General features: G+C 59.0%; 19 protein-coding genes. 5 read left to right on the forward strand and 14 right to left on the reverse strand.

Translation table 11 applies throughout. From position 1 onward, the window contains the following. Nucleotides 1-25: 25 nt before the first annotated feature. The 8 genes from panB to dksA all read right to left on the reverse strand — a co-directional run bounded on the left by panB (nucleotide 26) and on the right by dksA (nucleotide 9,582). Entirely contained in the window at nucleotides 26-817 is a 792-nt protein-coding gene (panB, locus tag R3F64_RS09820; protein WP_085920166.1) for a 3-methyl-2-oxobutanoate hydroxymethyltransferase, read from the reverse strand. Between the two features lie 135 nt (nucleotides 818-952). Next, nucleotides 953-1,459, reverse strand: coding sequence for a 2-amino-4-hydroxy-6-hydroxymethyldihydropteridine diphosphokinase (gene folK / locus R3F64_RS09825; protein ID WP_332611169.1), 507 nt, complete (start codon nucleotides 1,457-1,459; stop codon nucleotides 953-955). 5 nt (nucleotides 1,460-1,464) lie between these two features. Continuing rightward, a complete protein-coding gene (gene pcnB / locus R3F64_RS09830) occupies nucleotides 1,465-2,850 on the reverse strand; it encodes a polynucleotide adenylyltransferase PcnB (protein WP_199284513.1) in 1,386 nt (461 codons plus the stop codon). Between the two features lie 834 nt (nucleotides 2,851-3,684). Then, nucleotides 3,685-5,073: a sigma-54-dependent transcriptional regulator gene (locus tag R3F64_RS09835; protein ID WP_199284514.1), complete on the reverse strand. Its 1,389-nt coding sequence runs from the start codon at nucleotides 5,071-5,073 to the stop codon at nucleotides 3,685-3,687. Beyond that, a complete protein-coding gene (locus R3F64_RS09840) occupies nucleotides 5,066-7,999 on the reverse strand; it encodes an ATP-binding protein (protein ID WP_268902128.1) in 2,934 nt (977 codons plus the stop codon). The genes R3F64_RS09835 and R3F64_RS09840 overlap by 8 nt, the downstream gene beginning before the upstream one ends. Then, nucleotides 7,989-8,165, reverse strand: coding sequence for a hypothetical protein (locus tag R3F64_RS09845; RefSeq protein WP_176243723.1), 177 nt, complete (start codon nucleotides 8,163-8,165; stop codon nucleotides 7,989-7,991). Before R3F64_RS09845 ends, R3F64_RS09840 begins: the two co-directional genes overlap by 11 nt. Before the next feature lies 1 nt (nucleotide 8,166). After that, nucleotides 8,167-9,066: a tRNA glutamyl-Q(34) synthetase GluQRS gene (gluQRS, locus tag R3F64_RS09850; protein WP_085920171.1), complete on the reverse strand. Its 900-nt coding sequence runs from the start codon at nucleotides 9,064-9,066 to the stop codon at nucleotides 8,167-8,169. A 78-nt stretch (nucleotides 9,067-9,144) separates the two neighbouring features. After that, nucleotides 9,145-9,582: an RNA polymerase-binding protein DksA gene (gene dksA / locus R3F64_RS09855; protein ID WP_066316091.1), complete on the reverse strand. Its 438-nt coding sequence runs from the start codon at nucleotides 9,580-9,582 to the stop codon at nucleotides 9,145-9,147. 185 nt (nucleotides 9,583-9,767) lie between these two features. Between dksA and R3F64_RS09860 the strand changes: the two genes are divergently transcribed. Further along, nucleotides 9,768-10,928, forward strand: a complete 1,161-nt coding sequence (locus R3F64_RS09860) for an aminotransferase class I/II-fold pyridoxal phosphate-dependent enzyme (RefSeq protein WP_199284517.1) — start codon at nucleotides 9,768-9,770, stop codon at nucleotides 10,926-10,928. Continuing rightward, on the forward strand, nucleotides 10,925-11,716 hold the full coding sequence (gene sfsA, locus R3F64_RS09865) for a DNA/RNA nuclease SfsA (protein ID WP_085920173.1): 792 nt from the start codon (nucleotides 10,925-10,927) through the stop codon (nucleotides 11,714-11,716). The genes R3F64_RS09860 and sfsA overlap by 4 nt, the downstream gene beginning before the upstream one ends. On the opposite strand, the gene metW is transcribed toward sfsA, so the two are convergent. The 5 genes from metW to R3F64_RS09890 form a co-directional block, all read right to left on the reverse strand. Continuing rightward, complete coding sequence (metW, locus tag R3F64_RS09870) at nucleotides 11,663-12,256, reverse strand: methionine biosynthesis protein MetW (RefSeq protein ID WP_066316286.1); 594 nt, start codon at nucleotides 12,254-12,256, stop codon at nucleotides 11,663-11,665. The two genes, sfsA and metW, sit on opposite strands and share 54 nt — an antisense overlap. Next, complete coding sequence (metX, locus tag R3F64_RS09875; RefSeq protein ID WP_085920174.1) at nucleotides 12,256-13,452, reverse strand: homoserine O-succinyltransferase MetX; 1,197 nt, start codon at nucleotides 13,450-13,452, stop codon at nucleotides 12,256-12,258. Before metX ends, metW begins: the two co-directional genes overlap by 1 nt. A 53-nt stretch (nucleotides 13,453-13,505) precedes the next feature. Further along, nucleotides 13,506-14,099 (reverse strand): YggT family protein, encoded by a 594-nt coding sequence (locus tag R3F64_RS09880; RefSeq protein ID WP_085920175.1) that lies wholly within the window; start codon nucleotides 14,097-14,099, stop codon nucleotides 13,506-13,508. 29 nt (nucleotides 14,100-14,128) lie between these two features. Then, a complete protein-coding gene (proC, locus tag R3F64_RS09885) occupies nucleotides 14,129-14,953 on the reverse strand; it encodes a pyrroline-5-carboxylate reductase (RefSeq protein WP_264825367.1) in 825 nt (274 codons plus the stop codon). An 86-nt stretch (nucleotides 14,954-15,039) separates the two neighbouring features. Beyond that, nucleotides 15,040-15,744, reverse strand: coding sequence for a YggS family pyridoxal phosphate-dependent enzyme (locus tag R3F64_RS09890; RefSeq protein WP_199284520.1), 705 nt, complete (start codon nucleotides 15,742-15,744; stop codon nucleotides 15,040-15,042). Nucleotides 15,745-15,777: 33 nt separating this feature from the next. On the opposite strand from R3F64_RS09890, the gene R3F64_RS09895 reads away from it, so the two are divergent. Both R3F64_RS09895 and R3F64_RS09900 read left to right on the forward strand, forming a co-directional pair. Then, entirely contained in the window at nucleotides 15,778-16,821 is a 1,044-nt protein-coding gene (locus tag R3F64_RS09895) for a type IV pilus twitching motility protein PilT (RefSeq protein ID WP_085920178.1), read from the forward strand. Between the two features lie 3 nt (nucleotides 16,822-16,824). After that, a complete protein-coding gene (locus R3F64_RS09900; RefSeq protein WP_332611177.1) occupies nucleotides 16,825-17,991 on the forward strand; it encodes a PilT/PilU family type 4a pilus ATPase in 1,167 nt (388 codons plus the stop codon). Nucleotides 17,992-18,001: 10 nt separating this feature from the next. On the opposite strand, the gene R3F64_RS09905 is transcribed toward R3F64_RS09900, so the two are convergent. After that, the gene (locus tag R3F64_RS09905; protein WP_332611179.1) at nucleotides 18,002-19,153 is read right to left on the reverse strand and encodes an anhydro-N-acetylmuramic acid kinase; all 1,152 of its coding nucleotides are present in this window, start codon (nucleotides 19,151-19,153) and stop codon (nucleotides 18,002-18,004) included. Between the two features lie 115 nt (nucleotides 19,154-19,268). Here R3F64_RS09905 and tyrS point away from each other — a divergent pair, with 115 nt between their 5' ends. Next, nucleotides 19,269-20,468: a tyrosine--tRNA ligase gene (tyrS, locus tag R3F64_RS09910; RefSeq protein WP_264825370.1), complete on the forward strand. Its 1,200-nt coding sequence runs from the start codon at nucleotides 19,269-19,271 to the stop codon at nucleotides 20,466-20,468. The last annotated feature ends 195 nt before the right edge of the window (nucleotides 20,469-20,663 follow it).

Genomic DNA, 20,663 nt, shown 5'->3' on the forward strand with positions numbered 1-20,663 from the left:
TAATACGTTCCCATTGGAACATCGTTTAGAAGCAGTGTTCCGGCGCGGGGAACGTCCGGGTTTTGACCGCCTCGTGGTAGTGCTGAAACGCCGACTGAATGCTGTCAGCGTCGGTCATGAAATTTTTCACGAAGCGTGGCGTGCGGCCATGGGTAACGCCGAGAACGTCGTGCATCACCAGGATCTGGCCGTCGGTATCCGGACCAGCGCCAATACCGATCACCGGCACATCCAGCGCTTCCGTCACCGCCTTGCCCAGACTCGCGGGCACGCACTCCAGTAAAATGATCGATGCGCCCGCCTCAACGAGGATTTTGGCATCATTAATGATCTGTTCTGCCTGGGCGGCTTCGCGGCCTTGTACCTTATAGCCGCCAAGTTGATAGACCGTCTGCGGTGTCAGCCCCAGATGCGCGCAGACAGGGACACCGCGGCGAGTCAGCTCGCGTATGCCGTCGGCCATCCAGGCTTCGCCCTCTACCTTGACGAGCTCGGCACCGGCGCGCATCAAGGCGGCGGCGTCTTCCAGCAAGCGCTCGGTGGTGGCATTGCTCATGAAGGGCAGGTCGACCATCAGCAGGCTATGGCCTTTGCCACGGGCCGTGCAGCGGGTGTGATAACAGATGTCGTCAATGGTCACCGGCAGGGTGCTGTTATGGCCCTGCAGGACCATGCCCAGCGAATCGCCCACCAATAACACGTCAATACCTGCGTGGCTGGCGGCGTGGGCAAAGGAGGCATCATAAGCGGTCAGGCAACTGAACGTCTCACCGGCGCGCTTGTGCGCCTGTAGCGTGCTCAGGGTGACGGTTTTCATGGCGTGCTCTCATGTTTCTACGTGAGGCCGACGCGACATTGGCGTTCGGCCAGTGTTAACGCCGCCTGACGGCGGACGCTGAGTGGCGTAACCGGCAATTGTTACCTGAATGCGGCCTTGGTGTCGAGATTTGTGTCAGATGGTAGCAGTCGGGGTGACATCGGTATCCACGAGTCGGCGTATCGGTGCGCTATCGAGCTTGGCAAGCCAGTCGCCAAGTGGACGCTGATGAAGACTTAACCCGGGGGCTAGCTCGTAGAGCGGTACAAGGACAAAGGCGCGTACGTGCATATGCAAGTGGGGCAGCTTGAGGCGGGGGGTGTCGAGTGCTAACTGGTCATAAAGCAGCAGGTCTAGATCGAGGGTACGAGGCCCCCAGTGACGACGCCTCTGGCGGCGATGATGCTGTTCCAGTGCCTGCAGTTGATCAAGGAGCGCAAGTGGCGACAGTGATGTTTGAAGCGCGGCGACGGCGTTAATAAAATCGGGTTGATCCTGGGGGCCCAGAGGGGGAGTGGCATACAGCGAAGAGGCACCGACCATGTCGCTTAGCGGTAGACGGGCAAGCTCGCCAAGCGCCTGGCGAACCCGGTCGGTGGGGTTATCCAGATTGCTTCCCAGGCCGATATAGGCAAACGACATGTGTGTTACTCTTCGCTTTTACGCGGTTTGCGTCGCCGTTTGCGGCGGCGGTCGCCCTGGCTGGCAGGATCGCCGCCCACCTTCTGCAATAGTCGGCGTTGATCGTGCTCGTCGCCAGTCTGGAAGGCGTTCCACCATTCGCCCAGCCCACTCGGGATTTCCCCTGCCTGTTCGCGCAGCAGCAGCAGGTCATAAGCGGCACGGAAGCGGGGGTGTTCGCGGGTCTGGAACGCTTTTTTACCCCGGCGCAGGGGTAAGCGCCCCTGAAGCTCCCAGATATCGCGCATCGGCATGCCAAAACGTTTGGGGATGGAGATGTGCTGTAGCTGTCGAGTCACGACCTGCTGAGCGGCCGCTTGTAGCGCGGGAATGGACGGCATGCCTTCACTTTCAAGCTCTGCCTGGCGGTGGGCAACCGGGGCCCATAAGAACGCCGCCAGCAAGAAAGCGGGTGTAACGGGGCGGTCTTCGGCAATACGCTTGTCGGTGTTGGCAAGCGCCTTTTCAATCAAATCTTCTGCCCATGCCGCATCCGCCATGGCTTCTTCGGCCTCGGGGAACAGCATGCCAAACAACCCATAATGGCTTAGCATCCTGAAGGTCACTAGTCCGTGACCCGACATGAAGAGCTTGAGCGCTTCATCGAACAGCCGTGCCGGGGGAATGCTCAACAGCAGCGGCGCCAGATCGTACATGGGCGTTTCGGTGTCGGCATCAATCGTAAAGCCGAGCTTGGCGGCAAACCGCACTGCCCGCAGCATGCGAACAGGATCCTCGCGGTAGCGCGTGGCGGGGTCTCCAATCAAGCGAAGCGTCCGCGCCTCAATATCCTTGGCCCCGTTGGCAAAGTCATGGATGGTGAAGTCGGCGATGTTGTAATACAGCGCATTCACGGTGAAATCGCGCCGCAGGGCATCTTCTTCGATATTGCCCCATACATTGTCACGCAGCAGAAGGCCGTCGTCAGATTGCTGGGCGATATGGTCGCCGTGCTCGTCCTGGGGTTTGCCGCGGAAGGTCGTGACCTCGATAACTTCTCGACCAAAGCGCACGTGCACAATACGAAAACGTCGCCCGATCAGGCGCGAATTGCGAAAAAGATCGCGCACCTGCTCGGGTGTTGCATTGGTAGCAACGTCGAAATCCTTGGGCATCTTGCCAAGCAGGGCGTCGCGAATGCAGCCGCCCACCAGATAGGCCTCAAAACCGGCGCCATTGAGGCGGTAAAGCACCTTCAGGGCAGCATCACTGATCTGCTGACGAGAAACGGGGTGCTCGGAGCGAGGTATAATGCGTGGGCTAAGCGCGCCTGACGCGCCCTGTTGGGGTTCGAGCAGAGATTTCAATTGCTCTCCCGGACTGAGTAATAAACGGGTAAATCCTTTAAGCATGCGGCGGAATCGACTCGCAGGATATCGAAAAAATGGCCCTAATGTAAGCGACGAGTCGCTGAGTGTAGCCGACCGCTAGAGGCTTGCAAAGCCTTGGCAGGGTTGTGGCATGAGCAAAACCGCTAAACGCAGACCGCTAAACGCAGAAAGGGGAGGCTAATAAGGCCTCCCCTGTAAAAGCGACAATCAGCGTCCGTTGCTGCTGTTTTTCTTCATGATGGCACATCGCCCTGAATACGCACCGCAGTCGGTAGGCGTGGCAATCACGTGGATTCCGACCGCCTCGTATTCAAAACAATAATCCAACCGCGAACTTTTCATCCCCCGGCGAGTTGTTGTTGGGTCCGGGGTGTACACACTGACTACTGTTGTTCTTGTTAGGGCGCAGTCTTTCAGGTGTACGTCGCGTCCATTTTTGGGCACTTGCCGTATGTTGTTGTTGTGTATAGCGCTTATTTTTCTTAGCGCAAGCAAGTAACGAGATACAAGCCTGTTGTTTTTGTTAGTACCGTTATCTCTGCCTGGCCGTGTTGTTTTTGTTTTGGCTCAGGTCTGGGCGGTGTCATGTTGTTTTTGTTGACGACTTACCGCGTTGCCCAGTTTGTTTTTCTTACCCAGTTATATTGCACTCGCCGTGCCACTCGTAGAATAATTCAGAAAATTCAGTAGGTTGAAATTTTCCGCTATGCCAGGGAACGATCGTGGGAAATAAGTGTTACCCGCTTTGAGCGGTCTTTCGTGTGGGAAGGTAACAGTATGCGGGTAACGAATTTCGTGGATATTTCTTTGGTAAATCAGTGTATTAGACGTTAGTTGTAGGTGCGATTGAGCTGTTCAGGTAGGGCGGCGTGCCGTCTTCTTGCGCGGTATGCCCAGCCGCTGGCGTCGCTCCCATAGGTTTTTGCGGCTGATCCCCAACTTCTGTGCCAGCTCGGTCTCGCTCATCTGGTCCTGATGCTCAAGTACAAAGTGTTGGAAATAGTCTTCCAATGACAGGTCATCTTCTTCGGTGCCGGATTGAATCGTGTCGGCGCTGGCGGCTGACGGAGGGGGGCTAGCCGCTGGTGTCGGGCGATGCGAAACGGGGGCCAGTCCCAGGTCATCGGGGTGGATCAAATGGCCTTCGGCCAGAATGACGCCGCGTTCCAGGGCATTTTCCAGCTCACGCACGTTGCCGGGCCAGGGGTAGTCACGCAGCTCATGGCGCGCCGCCCGGGATAAGCGCAGCCCTTGGCGTTCGTGGCGCTTGCAGGCCTTGTCGAGCAGGATGTCGGCGATTTCCAGCACATCGTCCTCACGCTCACGCAACGGCGGCAGCTCTATCTGCATGACGTTCAGTCGGTAATACAGGTCCAGGCGAAATTCGCCACTCTTGGAGAGCGCACGAAGGTCGCGATGGGTCGCGGCGATCAGGCGGACATCGACATGGCGGGTTTCCACCGATCCGATTTTGCGAATTTCGCCTTCCTGGAGTACGCGCAGCAGCCGTGCTTGAGCGTCGAGGGGGAGCTCGCCAATTTCGTCCAGAAATAACGTGCCGCCGTCGGCGGCTTCGACCAGCCCGGTACGCGCGGCGCTGGCGCCGGTAAAGGCCCCTTTCTCATGACCAAACAGTTCTGACTCGATCAGCGTCTCCGGGATAGCCGCGCAGTTGACGCATATCAGTGGGGCCTTGGCCCGTTTGCTTTGTTGGTGCAGGGCCCGGGCGACGAGTTCCTTGCCGGTGCCGGACTCCCCCAGAATGAGCACCGTGACATCGGCGGGGGCGGTTTTGCGAATGCGGGTATAGACCTGCTGCATGGCCACGCAGTTGCCGATCATGGTTTGGCGGCCACCTCCGTCATCGGTGATGGCGGGGGGCGGGCTGTGTTGCATTGACTGCTGGTGCAGAATCCGTGCAACGGTTTCCAAAAGCTCTGCGTGGTCAAACGGTTTAGCAACGTAATCCACAGCGCCCTGTTTGAGGGAGTCGACCGCTGAGCGCATGCTGGCATAGCTGGTCATGATCAGAACCGGCGCCGGGGCGGCGGCCTGGATCAGGCGGGTGCCCGGCTCACCGGGCAGGCGCAGGTCGCTGATAATCAGATCAAAGCCGACCAGCTCAAACGTCTCGGCCTCTTCAGCACTGCCCGCTTCGCTGACCTCGTAGTCGTGACGCTCGAGCAGACGCCTGAGCGCACTGCGGATAATGGCTTCATCTTCAACAATCAGAATCCTAGACATGGGGCAGCTGATCATCCTGTTGGAAAAGCGGTAGCCACAAGGTAATGGCCGTGCCGCGAGATGTTCCGGGCGGTGGCGACGCCACCTCTATTCTGCCGTGATGCTCATTGATAATTTGGTAGGCCAGTGATAACCCAAGACCGGTGCCTTCACCGGCCGCTTTGGTGGTAGTAAAGGGCTCGAACAGGTGGTCACGTACCTTGGGGTCAATACCCAGACCATCGTCGGTAATACACCACCATGCCTGATCATCCTGCCTGTCGGCCGTAATGTGCACGCTGCCCTCGGGGCTGCAGGCATCCCGTGCGTTGCCCATTAGATTCACCATCACCTGGGTCAAGCGCTGGGCATCACCTTGCACCACCAGCTCTTCCGCACACGCATTGGTAAAGATGACATCCTCGCCCGAGCGGGCCAGGTGGATCAAGTGCAAGGCATCGTCGGTGATCGTTCTAAGCACGACAGGCGAGCGCGGCATGCCGGGCGAGTCGCGCCCGGCATGGGCAAAGCCGACCAGCGAATTGACGATCTTGGTCACCCGTTCGGTCAACTGCTGAATATGGTCGGCGGTTTCCAGCAAGGCGGGATCCTGAGTGTCATAACGCAGGTTTTGCGCCAACGACGAGATGCCGGTGATCGGGTTGCCTATCTCATGGGCAACACCCGCTGCCAATTGGCCGATGGAGGCGAGGCGGGCGGCGTGAACCAGTTCATCCTCCAGCCACTTCATCTCGGTGTGATCTTCCACCAGGATGACGCTGCCACCACGGCTGTCATTACCGCTCAGGTCGGCTTTATGCAGGGTCAGGAAGTAGTCTTTATCATGGAGCCTTACCGCTTGTTTATACAACGGTGACGGCCCCTCGTTGAGCACGCTACCCAGCAGCCATGGCCAGGGGGCGGGCAAGCTGTCCCGGCGCGAGCCGATCACGCTTTCACCGCTGATGCCGGACAGCTGGGAAAGCGCTTGATTCCACATGACCAGCTCTTCGTCGTCGCCGAGGACGCAAAGCCCGACGGGCAGGTAAGCCAGCGTTTGACGATGGTGGCGGCGCAGGCCGTCGAGTTCCCGGGCCAGCCCCGTGAGCCGCGAGCGATAGGCTTCCAGGCGGCTTTCCACGAAATGGATGTCATCGGTAATCGGCGCATCGTCGTGCCGGTAGGGCAGGTAACGGTCGACGATGTCGCGCGCCACTGAAGGACCCATCAAGCCGGAAAGGTTTGCCTGGATACGGTCGCGCAAGCGGCGCAGTGCGTAGGGGCGGCGTTCCTGGTGAGTCAGGTTGAGTGCCTTGAGCGCGCGGTCGACTTCACGGTGGGCGGCGTCATCGCCCAGTGCCTGGGCCAGGTGGGCGGAGAAGTCACTCGCTGTGGCGGCTTCCAGCGGCAGGCGTTTCGAGCGAATGACCGCATCCACCGAGCAGGCTTCGGCCGCCGATTTTTCACCTTCCGAGGTGCGAGTGAACAGCGAAACGACAATCAGCAGCAGGATGTTGAGCGATTGAGACAACAAGGTGACGCTATACCAGATGGGTGCATCCGTGGGTGTCAGCGGTGTCAATGGCAGGGTGGGTGGGGTATAGCCCGCCACCAGGGGCAGCCATAGCCCCCAGAGCCAAACGCCAACGCCACCGATCAGGCCAGCCACCATGCCCTTGCGGTTGGCACCCGGCCAGTAGAGCAGTGCCAGCATGCCTGGCAAACACTGGGCCATGCCGATGAAGGCGGCGAGCCCCAGGCTGGTCAGCGGGTGATGACGGCCAATCCACTGATAAAACAGCCAACCGCTTAAAATAACCCCGATCACCAGCCCCCGGCGCAGCCATAGCAGCCAGCCATACAAGTCGCTACGTGCTTCGGGGGGCCTTGCCACCAATACGATGTGGTTAAGCACCATGCCCGAGAGTGCCAGCGCGATCAGCATCATGGTGCCGCTGGCGGCAGCCAAGCCGCCGATAAACGCCAGCGCACCGACCCACCAGTGCTCGCTCAATGCATAGGCGGCGTAGGCGGTGATGGGGAGTGTCTCGTTGACCGACTGCGCAGCCCACCAGATAAGGGGGACAGGCAACGCCATCAGCAGTAAAAATAACGGCAAGGTCCAGCTTGCCTGCAGCAGGGTTTGCGGTGACAGGCTTTCCGCAAAGGTGATATGAAACAAGTGCGGCATCATGAAGGCGGCGGCAAAAAACAACAGCAGCAGGGTGCGCCATTGGGCGGGATCAAAACGCGCTGTGTGTGCCTGGGCAAGGTAGCCGGGGCCTTCGAGCCATGCCTGCAAGTCGCCAGGGCCGCTGAACACCAGCCACAATGCCACGGCACCCAGCCCCAGCATGGCCAGCAGTTTGACGACCGACTCGATCGCAATGGTGCTCAACAGGCTGTTGTGACGGCTATGCACATGACTATGTCGCGCCCCTAGCATCACCGCTAAAGCGGCGATGGCCGTGCAAAATGCCAGTGCCACGACAGGACCAGCCTGGCTCTGGGTGAAAAGATTGACCGCCTCGCTCATGGTTTTGACCTGAATGCCCAGTAAGGGCAATACCGCGAGCAGGCTGACCAAGGTTACCAGGGTGCCCGCCCAGCGGGAGCGAAAACGAAAGGCGAACAGGTCCGCCAGGGAGGCGAGTTGGTAGGTGCGAGTGATCCGCTGAATGGGGACCAACAACACCGGGGCAAGCAGAAAGGCACCGGCGGCCCCCAGGTAGTAGGCGAGATAGCCAAAGCCGACATTAGCCGCTAGTTCGACGCTGCCATAAATTGCCCAGGCGCTGGCATAAACGCCCAGTGCCAGGGTGTAGACGGCAGGGTGACGGCTGATGCGCAACGGTATCCAGCCCCGTTCCACCGCCAGGGCACAGCCCAGCAGAAGGGCGAGATAGCCCAGGCCGAGAAACAGCGCGCCAAAAACCTCAACGCTCATCCAGTTTCCTCTTCTGATCGAGCCACAGCGTCAGGGCGATCAGCCCACCCCAGATAACAAAGGGCCGATACCAGGCCACGCTCGGGTCGCTCCAGCCATCCATCAGCAAGGGGGAGAGCAGATAGCCGCCAAACACCAGAAACAGCATGATGCGGTAAACGTACATGTCAGGGCTCCTGTGGCAGTTCGCGCTGCGCTGACGGTGACAGTTGTTCGACCGACCAATGCGTCACCGCCCAGTCTAACTGCGTTGTCACCGGTGCTTGGGAAAGGTCATCGGGCGGCGCCTGGTCAAGTGCCTGCAGCGCCCGAAACAGCTGCTGGCGTACGGCGTGCGGCTCGTCGGCCAGCGCAGGTGCAAGGTTCTGCTTGGAAAGCTTCTGGCCCTGCGATGTCACCACCAACGGCAAATGCAGGTAACGTGGCTCGGGAAATGCCAGTGCCACTTGCAGCTGGCGCTGCCAGGGCGTGTTGTCGAGCAGGTCAAAGCCTCTGACAACGTCCGTTATGCCCTGCTCGGCGTCGTCGACCACCACCGCCAGTTGATATGCCCAGAGAGCATCTTTGCGCTTGAGGATGACGTCCCCCAGGGTTTCAGGGTCTAATTGCTGCCAGCCAAACAGGCGGTCGTGCCATTGGATCGGGCGCTTGCCCAGATCGCTGCGCAGCCGCCAGGCGACCGGCTGGGCGGGGTCACTCAGCCCTGTGCGACACCAGCCGGGGTATACTGGATATGCCTGCCATTGTTTGCGCGAACAGCTGCAAGGGTAGGCCAGCCCCTGATCGGCCAGCGTATCGAGCGCCTGCTGATAGGCAGCGTGGCGGTCATGCTGCCAGCGAACGGTCTCGTCCCAATGAAGACCAAACGTTTCCAACTGGTGCAGAATGGTGCTGTCAGTGCCTGGTGGGCAGCGGGGTGGGTCGATATCTTCAATGCGTACCAGCCAATCGCCGCCCGCCGCGCGGGCGTCCAGGTAACTGCCCAGGGCCGCCACCAGCGAGCCGAAGTGTAGCGGCCCTGACGGCGTGGGGGCAAAACGTCCTCGGTAGCGAAGTGGTTGCGTCATCAACGTCTTCCAGAAACCAAAACGGGCACCACAGGGTGCCCGCATTCCACAATAGCATACAGGTCGATTGTTCCTGGCTTAACCGCCGAGTTGCTTCTCCTTGAGCTCGGCCAGGGTCTTGCAGTCGACGCATAGCGTGGCGGTCGGGCGCGCTTCAAGACGGCGAATACCAATCTCGACGCCGCAGGCTTCGCAGAAGCCGTAATCGTCTTCGTCGATCTTTTCGATGGTTTCGTTAATTTTCTTGAGCAGCTTACGTTCGCGATCCCGAGTGCGCAGCTCAAGGCTGAAGCCTTCTTCCTGGGTCGCCCGATCAGCCGGATCGGCGTAGTTGTTAGCATCTTCCTGCAGGTGGCGTACGGTACGGTCCACCTCTTCCATGAGGTCCTGTTTCCAATCCAACAGCAGCTGGCGGAAGTGCGCCAGCTGTTGGTCATTCATATATTCTTCACCCGTTGCCGGCTCATACGGTGTGAAGGGCTTGGACGCTTCCGGTTTTTTTTCCGCTACTGGCATGGGAGTGCCCCCTACGTATGTGACTACTGATCGACCATGAGCGTGTGTCACGATCTCACGCCAAAGGGATGCTTGTTTAGCTGAAAATTGGCTGCGTTGCAAGCATAATAGGGTGCTTTCTATCATGAACTTGCCTTCAGTGCGACCAAGCTCATGTTTTTACTACCGCTAGGTAAGGAGCCACTATGGCCTGGAATTCACGCGTGAATCATGTCGCACCTTTTCGTGTGATGCATCTACTGGAAATGGCTCAGGCGCGTGAGGCAGCGGGCCATGATGTGATTCACCTTGAAGTAGGGGAGCCGGATTTCGCTACCCCTGCGCCGGTGGTGGCCGCGGGCCAGCAAGCATTGGCGACTGGCAAAACCCGCTACACGCCTGCCGCTGGCCTGCCCGCATTGCGCGAGGCCATTGCCGGCCATTACGCGGAGCACTTCAATGCCTCGGTGGACCCCGCGCGGATTCTGGTCACCCCTGGCGCATCGGGGGCATTGTTGTTGGCCAGTCAACTATTGGTCGAGACAGGCGACCGGGTAATGATGGCCGATCCCAACTATCCGTGTAATCGTCATTTCATGGCCCTGGCCGGTGCCGACGTCGATGCTATCCCCGTTGGTCGTGAAAGCGGCTGGCAGTTGGACGCTGCGCTGGTCAAGCGGCACTGGCAAACCAATACGCGGCTGGCGATGTTGGCATCCCCCTCCAATCCGACCGGTCATACGTTGAGTGCCGATGCCTTGCAATCGGTATTCAAGGCGGTGTCCGAGCGTGGCGGCGAGGTGCTGGTCGACGAGATCTATCAGGGGCTGAATTACGACGATGCGCCTCTTTCGGCAACGTCGTTGTCTAGCGACGCCTTTGTGGTCAACAGCTTTTCCAAATACTTCGGCATGACAGGCTGGCGCCTGGGCTGGCTGGTGGCCCCTGAACACGCGATCGAGCCGCTCACCAGGCTTGCCCAGAACGTGTTTCTTGCCGCTCCCACGCTTTCCCAGCACGCGGCATTGGCTGCCTTTACCCCCGAGTGCCGCGATATTCTCGAGACTCGGCGGACGACGCTCAAGCAGCGCCGTCAGGTATTGCTTGAGGGCCTGGCGCAATTAGGGCTGGCGCCGGATTTGCCGCCCCAGGGGGCGTTTTATCTGTGGCTGGACATCTCCCGCTATAGTCGTGACAGCCAGGATTTTTGCGAACGGCTTCTGCGTGAGGAGAACGTGGCGATCACCCCGGGTATCGACTTTGCCGTTCAGGGCGGCGAGCATCATGTGCGTATTGCCTTTACCAACGACGTCGAGCGGCTGGAAGACGCCGTGGAGCGCATCACCCGCTTTGTGAGCCGTCTATGAGCCTTGCCTGCCAGGGCTTGGTGCCCGGTACCTTGCTGCGGCGCTACAAGCGCTTTCTGGCCGATGTGCGCCTGGATGATGGCCGGGACGTCGTCGCCCATTGTCCCAACACAGGCTCGATGAAGGCGGTCAATGTGCCCGGTTGCCGCGTATGGCTGTCGCCAAGCGATAACCCGAAACGCAAGCTGGCCTGGACCTGGGAGTGGATCGAGCTGCCGCAGCCGGATGGCACGGTGGCACTGGCTTCGGTGCATACCGGGCGTGCCAACCGCATTGTGGAGGCGGCCATCGAGGCGGGCGATATCGCGCCGCTGGCTGGCTATCAAACCCTCAAGCGCGAGGTGAAAATAACCGATGCACGGCTCGACTTTCGCCTGGATGACCCTAAGCTTGGTAATGCTTACATCGAAGTAAAGCAGGTGACGCTGAGAGAGTCTGATGGCCATGGCTATTTCCCCGACTCGGTCAGCGTACGAGGCACCCGGCATCTGCGTGCGCTACAGGCGCTGGCCGAGCAGGGCGAGCGGGCGGTGCTGCTGTTTTGTGTCGCCCATGAAGGCATCTGTGACGTGGCGCCCGCGGCGCATATCGACCCTGCTTATGCCGCGGCGCTGGGTGAGGCGGCGCAAGCAGGGGTCGAGGTGTTGGCGTACGGGATTGAGGTGCAGCGGGCTGCGGCAAGCCCCACGTTCGTGCGTTTATCGCGGCCCTTGCCGATACGCTGGCCAGATTCGCTAGCGACGGCGAACGCGGAAAATGGCGATTTCACCGAACAGGTTGGGCCATAGCCGGGAAGTCCAATGCCCACGGTGGTCACCCACGCCCACGGCGCGATCCACAATCACCATACCTTTTTCACGGCACAGGTGCTCAAAGTCGTTGAAGGTGGAGAGATGAATATTGGGGGTGTCGTACCAGGCGTGAGGCAGCGACTTCGAGACCGGCATGTAGCCCCGCAGGCCCAGATGAATGCGGTGACGCCAATAGGCAAAGTTGGGAAACGTGATGATGCCCTCTTCGGCAACGCGCAGCATTTCATCGAGCATTTTATCGGGGCGACGCAAGGCCTGCAGGGCCTGGGTCATGATCACCTGATCGTAGCTGTTGTCGCAGAAGCTACCCAGGCCATCGTCAAGGTTATGCTCGATGACGTTGACGCCGCGGGCTACGCAGCCGGTAATGCCGTCGTGATCGATTTCGAGCCCATAGCCGGTCACGCCTTTGTGCTGGGCCAGCGCTTCGAGCAGTACGCCATCACCGCAGGCCAGGTCCAGCACGTGCGCGCCTTCGGGGACCCAGTCATAAATCAGTTCCAGATCAGCGCGCATCATGGTGTCTCCTCTGCATCCGGATGAGCGAGGTTAAGCTCGCGGGCCGCGCGGTTCATGAAGGCGCCGAATACTGCTTCGTAGCGTGGCTCGGGTAACAAGAAAGCGTCGTGGCCATGGGGCGAGTCGATATTGGCGTAGCTCACCGGTTTGCCCGCACGAGTGAGGGCGTCGACCAACTCCCGAGAGCGTGGCGGCGGAAAGCGCCAGTCAGTCGTGAAGCTGACAATCAGGAACGGACACTGAGCCGGGGAGAGGGCGTTGGCGAGGTCTCCGCCCTGCGTGGCCGCCGGGTCGAAGTAATCCAGTGCCTTGGTCATCAGCAGGTAGGTATTGGCGTCAAAAGCGGTGGAAAACGTATCACCCTGGTAGCGCAGGTAGGACTCCACCTGGAATTCGACGCCGAAGCCGAAGTTCAAGTCGTTGCTGCGCAGGTCACGGCCGAACTTGCTGCCCATGGCGTCTTCGGAAAGATAGGTGATATGGCCCACCATACGAGCCAGCTTCAGCCCACGCTTGGGCACGGTATTATGTTCGGCGTACCAGCCGTCAAAAAAATCCGGGTCGGAGCGAATCGCCTGTCGCGCGACTTCATTGAAGGCGATGTTCTGCGCTGACAGGCGTGGCGTCGCGGCGATGACCACCGCATTGGCAACCCGGTCAGGGTAGGTCATTGTCCATTCCAGCACCTGCATACCCCCCAGGCTGCCACCCACAGCTGCCGCCCAGCGCTCGATCCCCAACTGATCGGCCAGGCGAGCCTGGCTGGCCACCCAGTCACTCACCGTGACCATGGGGAAGTCGGGTCCCCACTGGCGTCCGGTGTCGGGATTGTGGCTCACCGGACCGGTGCTGCCATGGCAGCCGCCCAGGTTGTTCAGGGACACGACGAAAAAGCGGTTGGTGTCGATAGGTTTGCCGGGGCCGATGTGGGCATCCCACCAGCCGGGTTTGCGGTCTTCCTGACTGTGATAACCCGCCGCATGATGGTGGCCGGACAGGGCATGACAGATCAGTACCGCGTTGCTTCGTTCGGCGTTAAGGGTGCCGTATGTCTCGTAAATCAACTCATACTCGGGCAGTACCTTGCCGCAGGCGAGCGAAAGCGGTGTGTCGAACTTGGCGACATTCGGAGTGACCAGCCCGACGGAATTCGTCGGCCGGTCTTCAAAAGCAAGCGTGTCTGAATCGGGCATCGAAAGCGTTAGTCCTGCTGAGTCAGTCGTCGTAAATAAGCCATTGCGAGTGATTACAGGCCGACCAGGGCGCCGGAAATGCCGGCCGCGCGAATCAGTGAGCCAACCAGTAGCCCATCCACCAGATTAATGGCGATAAATACCACAATGGGAGATAAATCAATCATGCCTAGCGGCGGGATGACTTTGCGTACCGGCGCCATGATGGGCTCCACCAGCTGCATGACCAAGAGCGCGCCTGGGTGGCTAGCGTTGGGGGCGACCCAACTTAGGATGATCATCACGATCAAGGCGAAGAAGTAAATCTTCAGGATGGCGTTGGCCAGCGCGGCGATGCCAGCGATCAACAGCCCTGTAACAGGCGGCATGCCAACGCCGATGACCATGAAAATGGCGATAATGCTGAGGACCTTGAGGACAAACCCTGCCGCCAGTGTCGCAAGATCAAAGCGACCGGCGACCGGCCCTAGAAAGCCCTGGAACAGGCCCACGACCGGCTGGGTAATCTTGACCACTGTCTGGCTCATGGGGTTGTAATAGTCGGCCCTTGATGCCTGCAATAAAAATCGCAGCATGAGTAAAAACAGATAAATGTTGATCAGCGAGTTAACCAGCATTAACCCGGCGCTGCCCAATTCGTTGCCCATGGCTGTTTCTCCTATAAAATCCGCTTGGTTTAGTGGCCGCTCAGTTCCTTGGACATGGCTTGGGCGCGCTTGGCGCAGGCCTGCATCGCATCAGCGATTGTCGTCCTTAGCTGGGCATCTTCCATGTGTTGAATCGCTTGTTCGGTCGTTCCACCGGGCGACATGACATTCTGTTTAAGTGTTGCCGGGTCTTTATCGCTTTGTTGTGCCATGGTGGCGGCACCCAGCGCGGTTTGAATCGCCAGGCGGCGCGCTGTATCAGCGGGAAGGCCGAGCTTGACGGCGGCGTCTTCCATGGCTTCCAGCATCAGGAAAAAATACGCCGGCGCGCTACCGGAGACCGCTGTCACCGCGTCCAGCAAGGCTTCTTCCTCGACCCATTCGACGATACCCACCGCTTCCATTAGGTGAGTCGCGACATCGCGCTGGGCATCGCTGACCCGCGCATTAGCATACAGGCCACTGGCACCGCGTCCTACCAAAGACGGTGTATTCGGCATGCAGCGAACCACAGCGTTATCCCCGCCCAACCATTGGTCAATGGTGGCCGCGTCAAGGCCGGCGGCGATGGAAATGACCAGAGGGTTGCGTTGTTTAACCGTGTCGCTAAGCGCTTCGCATACGTCGCGCATGATCTGTGGTTTAACGGCCAGCACCAGAACGTCGGCCTGACTCGCGGCGGCGTTGTTATCGGTTTGCGTCTGAATATTGAGGCGTGTGCGAATCGTGTCCAGTTCGCTTTCCCGTGGCGCGGTGGCAGTGATGTCGGCAGGCGTGACACCGCTGTCGATCAGGCCGCCAATGATGGCGCTTGCCATGTTGCCTGCGCCAATGAAGGTGATCTTGTTCGTCATGGGGGTATCCTCTGTTGAAAAAGGCGGCGTTGAGCCGTGTTATGTCACTCGTCGAGGTAAGGCATTCCCGCTTAGTTCGTTGGTTCTCAGGTCGTATCCCGCGCGCCAAAGATCGCCGTCCCTAAACGTACCAGTGTGGCACCTTCCAGCACAGCCGCTTCCAGATCGTCGCTCATGCCCATGGAAAGCGTATCGAGAGGCGCATCGGGCAGAGCCTTCTGCAACGCCGACAAAAGCTCGCGCATCTCGCTCAGAGGCTGACGCTGGGCCGACAGGCTTTCTGCCGGAGCAGGGATTGCCATCAGGCCTCGCAGCTTGAGGCCAGGTAGTGCTGCGACCTCTTTGGCAAGGGCTTCCACGTCCTCTGGCATGACGCCTGATTTTGAGGGCTCGCGGCTGATGTTGACCTGTAAGCAAACGTTGAGTGGGGCTAGGTGGGTGGGTCGTTGTTCGCTAAGCCGCTTGGCAATTTTCAGGCGGTCAATGGTGTGCAGCCAGGCGAAATTTTCCGCAACAGCGCGTGTTTTATTCGATTGCAGAGGGCCAATAAAATGCCACACAAGGTCGTCCAGGTCGGCCAGTTCTTCCTGTTTGTCCAACGCCTCCTGCAGATAGTTTTCACCAAACTCGCGCTGACCCAGCGCGCTTGCCTGGCGAATCATCGAGGCCGGTTTGGTTTTGCTTACGGCCAGCAGCGAGGCATCATCAAGGGGGCGGTCAGCGTCAATGAGCGCGCGTTCTAGTCGCTCACGCGCGCGGGCTAGTGACGCTGGAAGCGCGTTATCTGTCATACTCAAGCACCTTACCGCAGCTGGGGAAGAAAGATGGATATTACCGAACTGCTGGCATTCTCGGCAAAGCAGAATGCTTCAGACCTCCACTTATCCGCGGGCTTGCCGCCCATGATACGGGTTGATGGCGATATCCGTCGGCTGAATGTGCCCGCCATGGATAACAGTGAGGTCCGTCGGTTGATTCACGACATCATGAACGATCGCCAGCGTCGCGACTACGAAGAACACCTTGAAGTCGACTTTTCTTTCGAAGTGCCGGGCGTGGCGCGTTTTCGGGTCAATGCCTTTAATCAGGCACGCGGTGCGGGAGCGGTATTTCGCACCATTCCCAACCAGGTGCTATCGATGAAGACCCTGGGGCTGGGGGAAGTGTTCGAGCGCCTTTCAATGCTGCCGCGCGGTCTGGTGTTGGTGACCGGGCCAACCGGTTCGGGAAAAAGTACCACACTCGCGGCCATGATCGATTACATCAACGATCATCGCTTTGAGCACATTTTAACCATCGAAGACCCGGTTGAGTTTGTGCATGCCAGCAAGCGTTGCCTGATTAATCAGCGGGAAGTCCATCGTGACACGCATGGCTTTGCGGAGGCATTGCGCAGTGCGCTGCGCGAAGACCCGGATGTGATTCTGGTGGGAGAGCTGCGCGATCAGGAAACCATCCGCCTGGCGTTAACAGCGGCAGAGACCGGACACCTGGTGCTCGGGACGCTGCATACCACCTCAGCGGCCAAGACCATTGACCGGATTATTGATGTCTTCCCCGGCGAAGAGAAGGCCATGGTGCGTTCGATGCTGTCGGAGTCGCTACAGGCCGTGGTATCCCAGGCGCTGTTGAAACGCCAGGGGGGCGGCCGTGTGGCGGCCCATGAAATTCTGATCGCGACCTCGGCGGTGCGCAATCTGATTCGTGAAGACAAAGTGGCGCAGATATTCTCGGCGATTCAAACCGGCGGCAATCTGGGTATGCAAACGTTGGACGCCGCACTGATGCAACTGGTCAACGACGGTCATGTCGGCATGGAAGATGCCCAGGCGCTGGCCAAGGGCACCCTCTCTTCGCGGGAGGCGTAATCGATGACGAACAACGACGCCTCAACGCTGACGCCTGGCCAGTGGTTGCATCAGCTGTTGGACATCATGGTGACGCAGCAAGCCTCAGACCTACTCATTTCAACGGGGGCACCACCCAGCCTCAAGATGCCCAGCGGGCTGGTTCCTCTTGGCCAACGGCCCTTGAGTGAACATCAGGTAAGTGAGCTGGTAACGCACACCGTGCCTGAAGGGCTGCGCGAGCGTTTTAGCCAACAGCGCGAGGCGAATTTTGCGCTGGGTTTTGAAGACAAAGGGCGCTTTCGCGTTAGCGCCTTCCAGCAGCGAAATCAGCCCGCCATGGTGATTCGCCGTATTGAGCAGCACATTCCCACTCTGGAAACCCTGGGTGTGCCCACGGTGCTTGCCTCGCTCGCCCATGCCAAACGGGGGCTGGTATTGGTGGTAGGGGGCACGGGGACCGGGAAATCCACCACCCTGGCGTCGATGGTGCAGGAGCGCAATGAAACGATCGGTGGGCACATCATCAGCATTGAAGATCCGATCGAGTACCTGCACCCGCACAAGCGCGCCATCGTTAACCAGCGTGAAGTGGGGATTGATACCGAGTCATTTGAAGTAGCGCTCAAGAACACCCTGCGCCAAGCCCCTGATGTGATCTTGATCGGTGAGATACGCAGCCGTGAAACCATGGAACATGCGTTGACGTTCGCTGAAACAGGGCATCTCTGTCTGGCCACCTTGCACGCCAACAACGCCAATCAGGCGTTGGAGCGTATCATTCACTTCTTTCCTCATGAGCGTCATGAGCAGATATGGATGGACCTCTCCCTCAATCTCCGCGCGGTGGTGGCTCAACGGCTGTTGCCCAGGCTGAACGGTGGTCGTTGTGCGGCGGTTGAAGTCATGCTGCCGTCGTCACGGATTGCCGACCTGATTCGTAAAGGCAGGGTCGCCGAGATTAAAGCCGCCATGGCGGCGTCGCGTGATGACGGCATGCAGACGTTTGATCAAGCACTCTTCGATCTTTGCCAGGCATCACAGATCAGTCATGAGGTAGCGCTTGCCCACGCGGACTCCGCCAATGACTTGCGACTCATGCTGAAGCTGCAGGGGGAGGCGACGTCGCGTTCGCTGGATGAGCGTGCTCCAAGTCATTGGGACCTGCGCGACCGCGACGATGCATGGTGACGCTGATGTCCTAGGGCGCGTAGACGCCGCCAAGGACGCGCGGCCCTCTGGCACCGGTCACCGAGGGCAGATTGCCGGGTAGCTGGTGCAGGCGCTGGTGGGCCAGCCAGGCAAAGGCGCCTGCCTCGATCCAGTCTTCAGGCCATCCGTAGCTTGACGGTGACGCAAAGGTGGCAAACGGCAAGTGAGCGGCCAGCCTGGCCATGAGATCAGCGTTATGCGCACCGCCCCCGCAAGTAATCAACGTGACGCCCTGATGAGAGAAAGGCAACTGCTGGTGAGAGAAAGGCAACTGCTGGATGCCTTGTGCAACACTGACCGCAGTGAGTTCGGCAAGTGTGGCCTGGACATCATCAGGCGTTTCGTGACCGGCCAGATGACGTTCCAGCCATGGCAGATGAAATAGCTCTCGACCCGTGCTACGCGGTGGCGGCTGTTGAAAAAAGGGGGCATCCAGTAGCCGTTCCAGTAACTCAGGGTCCACCTTGCCGCTGGCAGCCCAGGCCCCATTCTGATCAAAACGGCCGCCCTGGTGTTTTGAGAACCAGGCATCCAGCAACACATTCGCAGGCCCCGTATCGAAACCGGTCACAGGCGTTTTCGAGTTGCTGGGCAGCCACGTCAGGTTGGCAAAACCGCCCAGATTCAAGATGAGCTGTTCGCCTTCCTGGCGCCCAAACAGCGCCTGATGAAAGGCTGGTGCCAGCGGTGCCGCCTGCCCGCCTGCTGCCAGATCGCGTCGTCGAAAATCAGCCACAACGGTGCAGCCGGTCAACTCAGCCAGCAGGCTAGGGTTATCCAATTGCAGTGTGTAAGCCGGGCCTCCATTATGGCCGTCTGGAGCGTGCTCAACGGTCTGCCCATGGCTGCCTACCGCCTGGATCTGTTCAGGCGAAAGTTGCTGTGCGGTTAGCAGGGCTTTCACCGCCTCGGCTTGCAGTCGGCAAAAGGCGTCCTCCGCGGCGGCCAGCTCGGCAAAGCTCACTTCTTGTGCATGACAAAGATGCAGCAGCTGTTCATGCAGCGTGTCAGGCATTTCGGCAGCCAGGGTGCCCAGCAGTTGTGGCGGTGTATCGCGGCCAATCGCCACCAGAGCGGCATCGATGCCGTCAAGGCTAGTGCCCGACATCAGGCCAATATAATAATGTGGTGCAGATTTCATAAGACGACCCATACAAAGCGCGTTAAGGCTCAACCAATATCCGTGAGCATGATAACATCGCCCACTATTTATTATTCGAACGCCAACAAGGCGATGCTTACGTGGAGATAAAGCAATGAGTGAGGTGGATCAGGCGCTAGCGTTGCTGTCGCGGGGGACGCACGAAATCCTGCTGGAGGAGGAGCTGCGCGAAAAGCTGGCCTCTGGCCGTACACTGCGTATCAAGGCAGGTTTCGATCCTACAGCCCCCGATCTACACCTAGGGCACAGCGTCCTGCTGACCAAGATGCGCCAGTTCCAGGATCTGGGGCACACCGTTATCTTCCTCATCGGGGATTTCACCGGTCGTATTGGTGATCCCACCGGTAAAAACGTGACTCGCAAACCGCTGACCGAAGCTGACGTTAGAGCCAATGCCGATACCTACAGGGAACAGGTATTTAAAATCCTTGATCCCGATAAAACCGAGGTACGCTTCAACGCTGAATGGTTTGGCGATCTAACCGCCGCCAAGATGATCGAGCTGGCAGCGCAAAGTACTGTTGCGCGTATGCTCGAGCGCGATGACTTTGAAAAACGCTACAAAGCCAACCAGTCGATCGCCATCCACGAATTTCTCTACCCGCTGGTACAGGGCTATGACTCGGTCGCGTTAGACGCGGATGTCGAATTAGGCGGTACTGACCAGAAGTTCAACCTGCTGATGGGGCGAGAGATCCAAAAGCATTTCGGTCAGGAGCCGCAGGTGGTGATCACCATGCCGCTACTTGAAGGTTTGGACGGTGTGCAGAAGATGTCCAAGTCGCTGGGTAATTATGTTGGCGTCGATGAAACACCCGGCTCCATGTTCAATAAGCTGGTTTCCATGCCGGATACCTTGATCTGGCGCTATTTTGATTTACTGTCGCTGAAGTCCAACGAAGAAATCGAAGCGCTTAAGCAAAGCGTTGAGCAGGGTGCCAACCCACGCGATGTCAAAATGGCGTTGGCGCGTGAGCTGATAGCGCGCTACCACGGAGATGAAGCCGCGGCCAATGCACATAAATCTGCCGGCAACCAGTTGGCGGATGGTGAGTTGCCCGAAGATCTTCCCGAGGTTGAGGTTGATTTTGAAGGCAGTGACGATGCGCCGATTGCCGCTGTGCTAAACCGTTCGGAGTTAACCAAGAACAGTGCCCAGGCCAAAGACATGCTGAAAAATGGCAGCGTCAAAGTAGATGGCGAGGTTGTGGCGCAAGACGCCATGCTGTCCACCGGCAAGGCTTACGTTATCCAGGCAGGCAAGAAACGTTACGCCCGTGTGACACTGCGTTAATTTTTTCCGCACACCCCTTGCGTCCTCGTCAGCAAAGCCGTAAAGTACGCATCCGCTGCCGGGGACGCCCAGCGTTGCCAGCGGTGAATGAGGTGTAAAAACCTCGGTTTGTCAGTAGGTTAGGCAAATAGCAGGAAGGAAAGTTGAGTTAAACATTTCCTTCGCTTCTGCCAAACAGCCGTTGACAAACATTGG

The sequence above is a fragment of the Halomonas sp. 5021 genome (assembly GCF_036663435.1).
GTDB classification, from domain to species: Bacteria; Pseudomonadota; Gammaproteobacteria; order Pseudomonadales; family Halomonadaceae; genus Vreelandella; species Vreelandella janggokensis.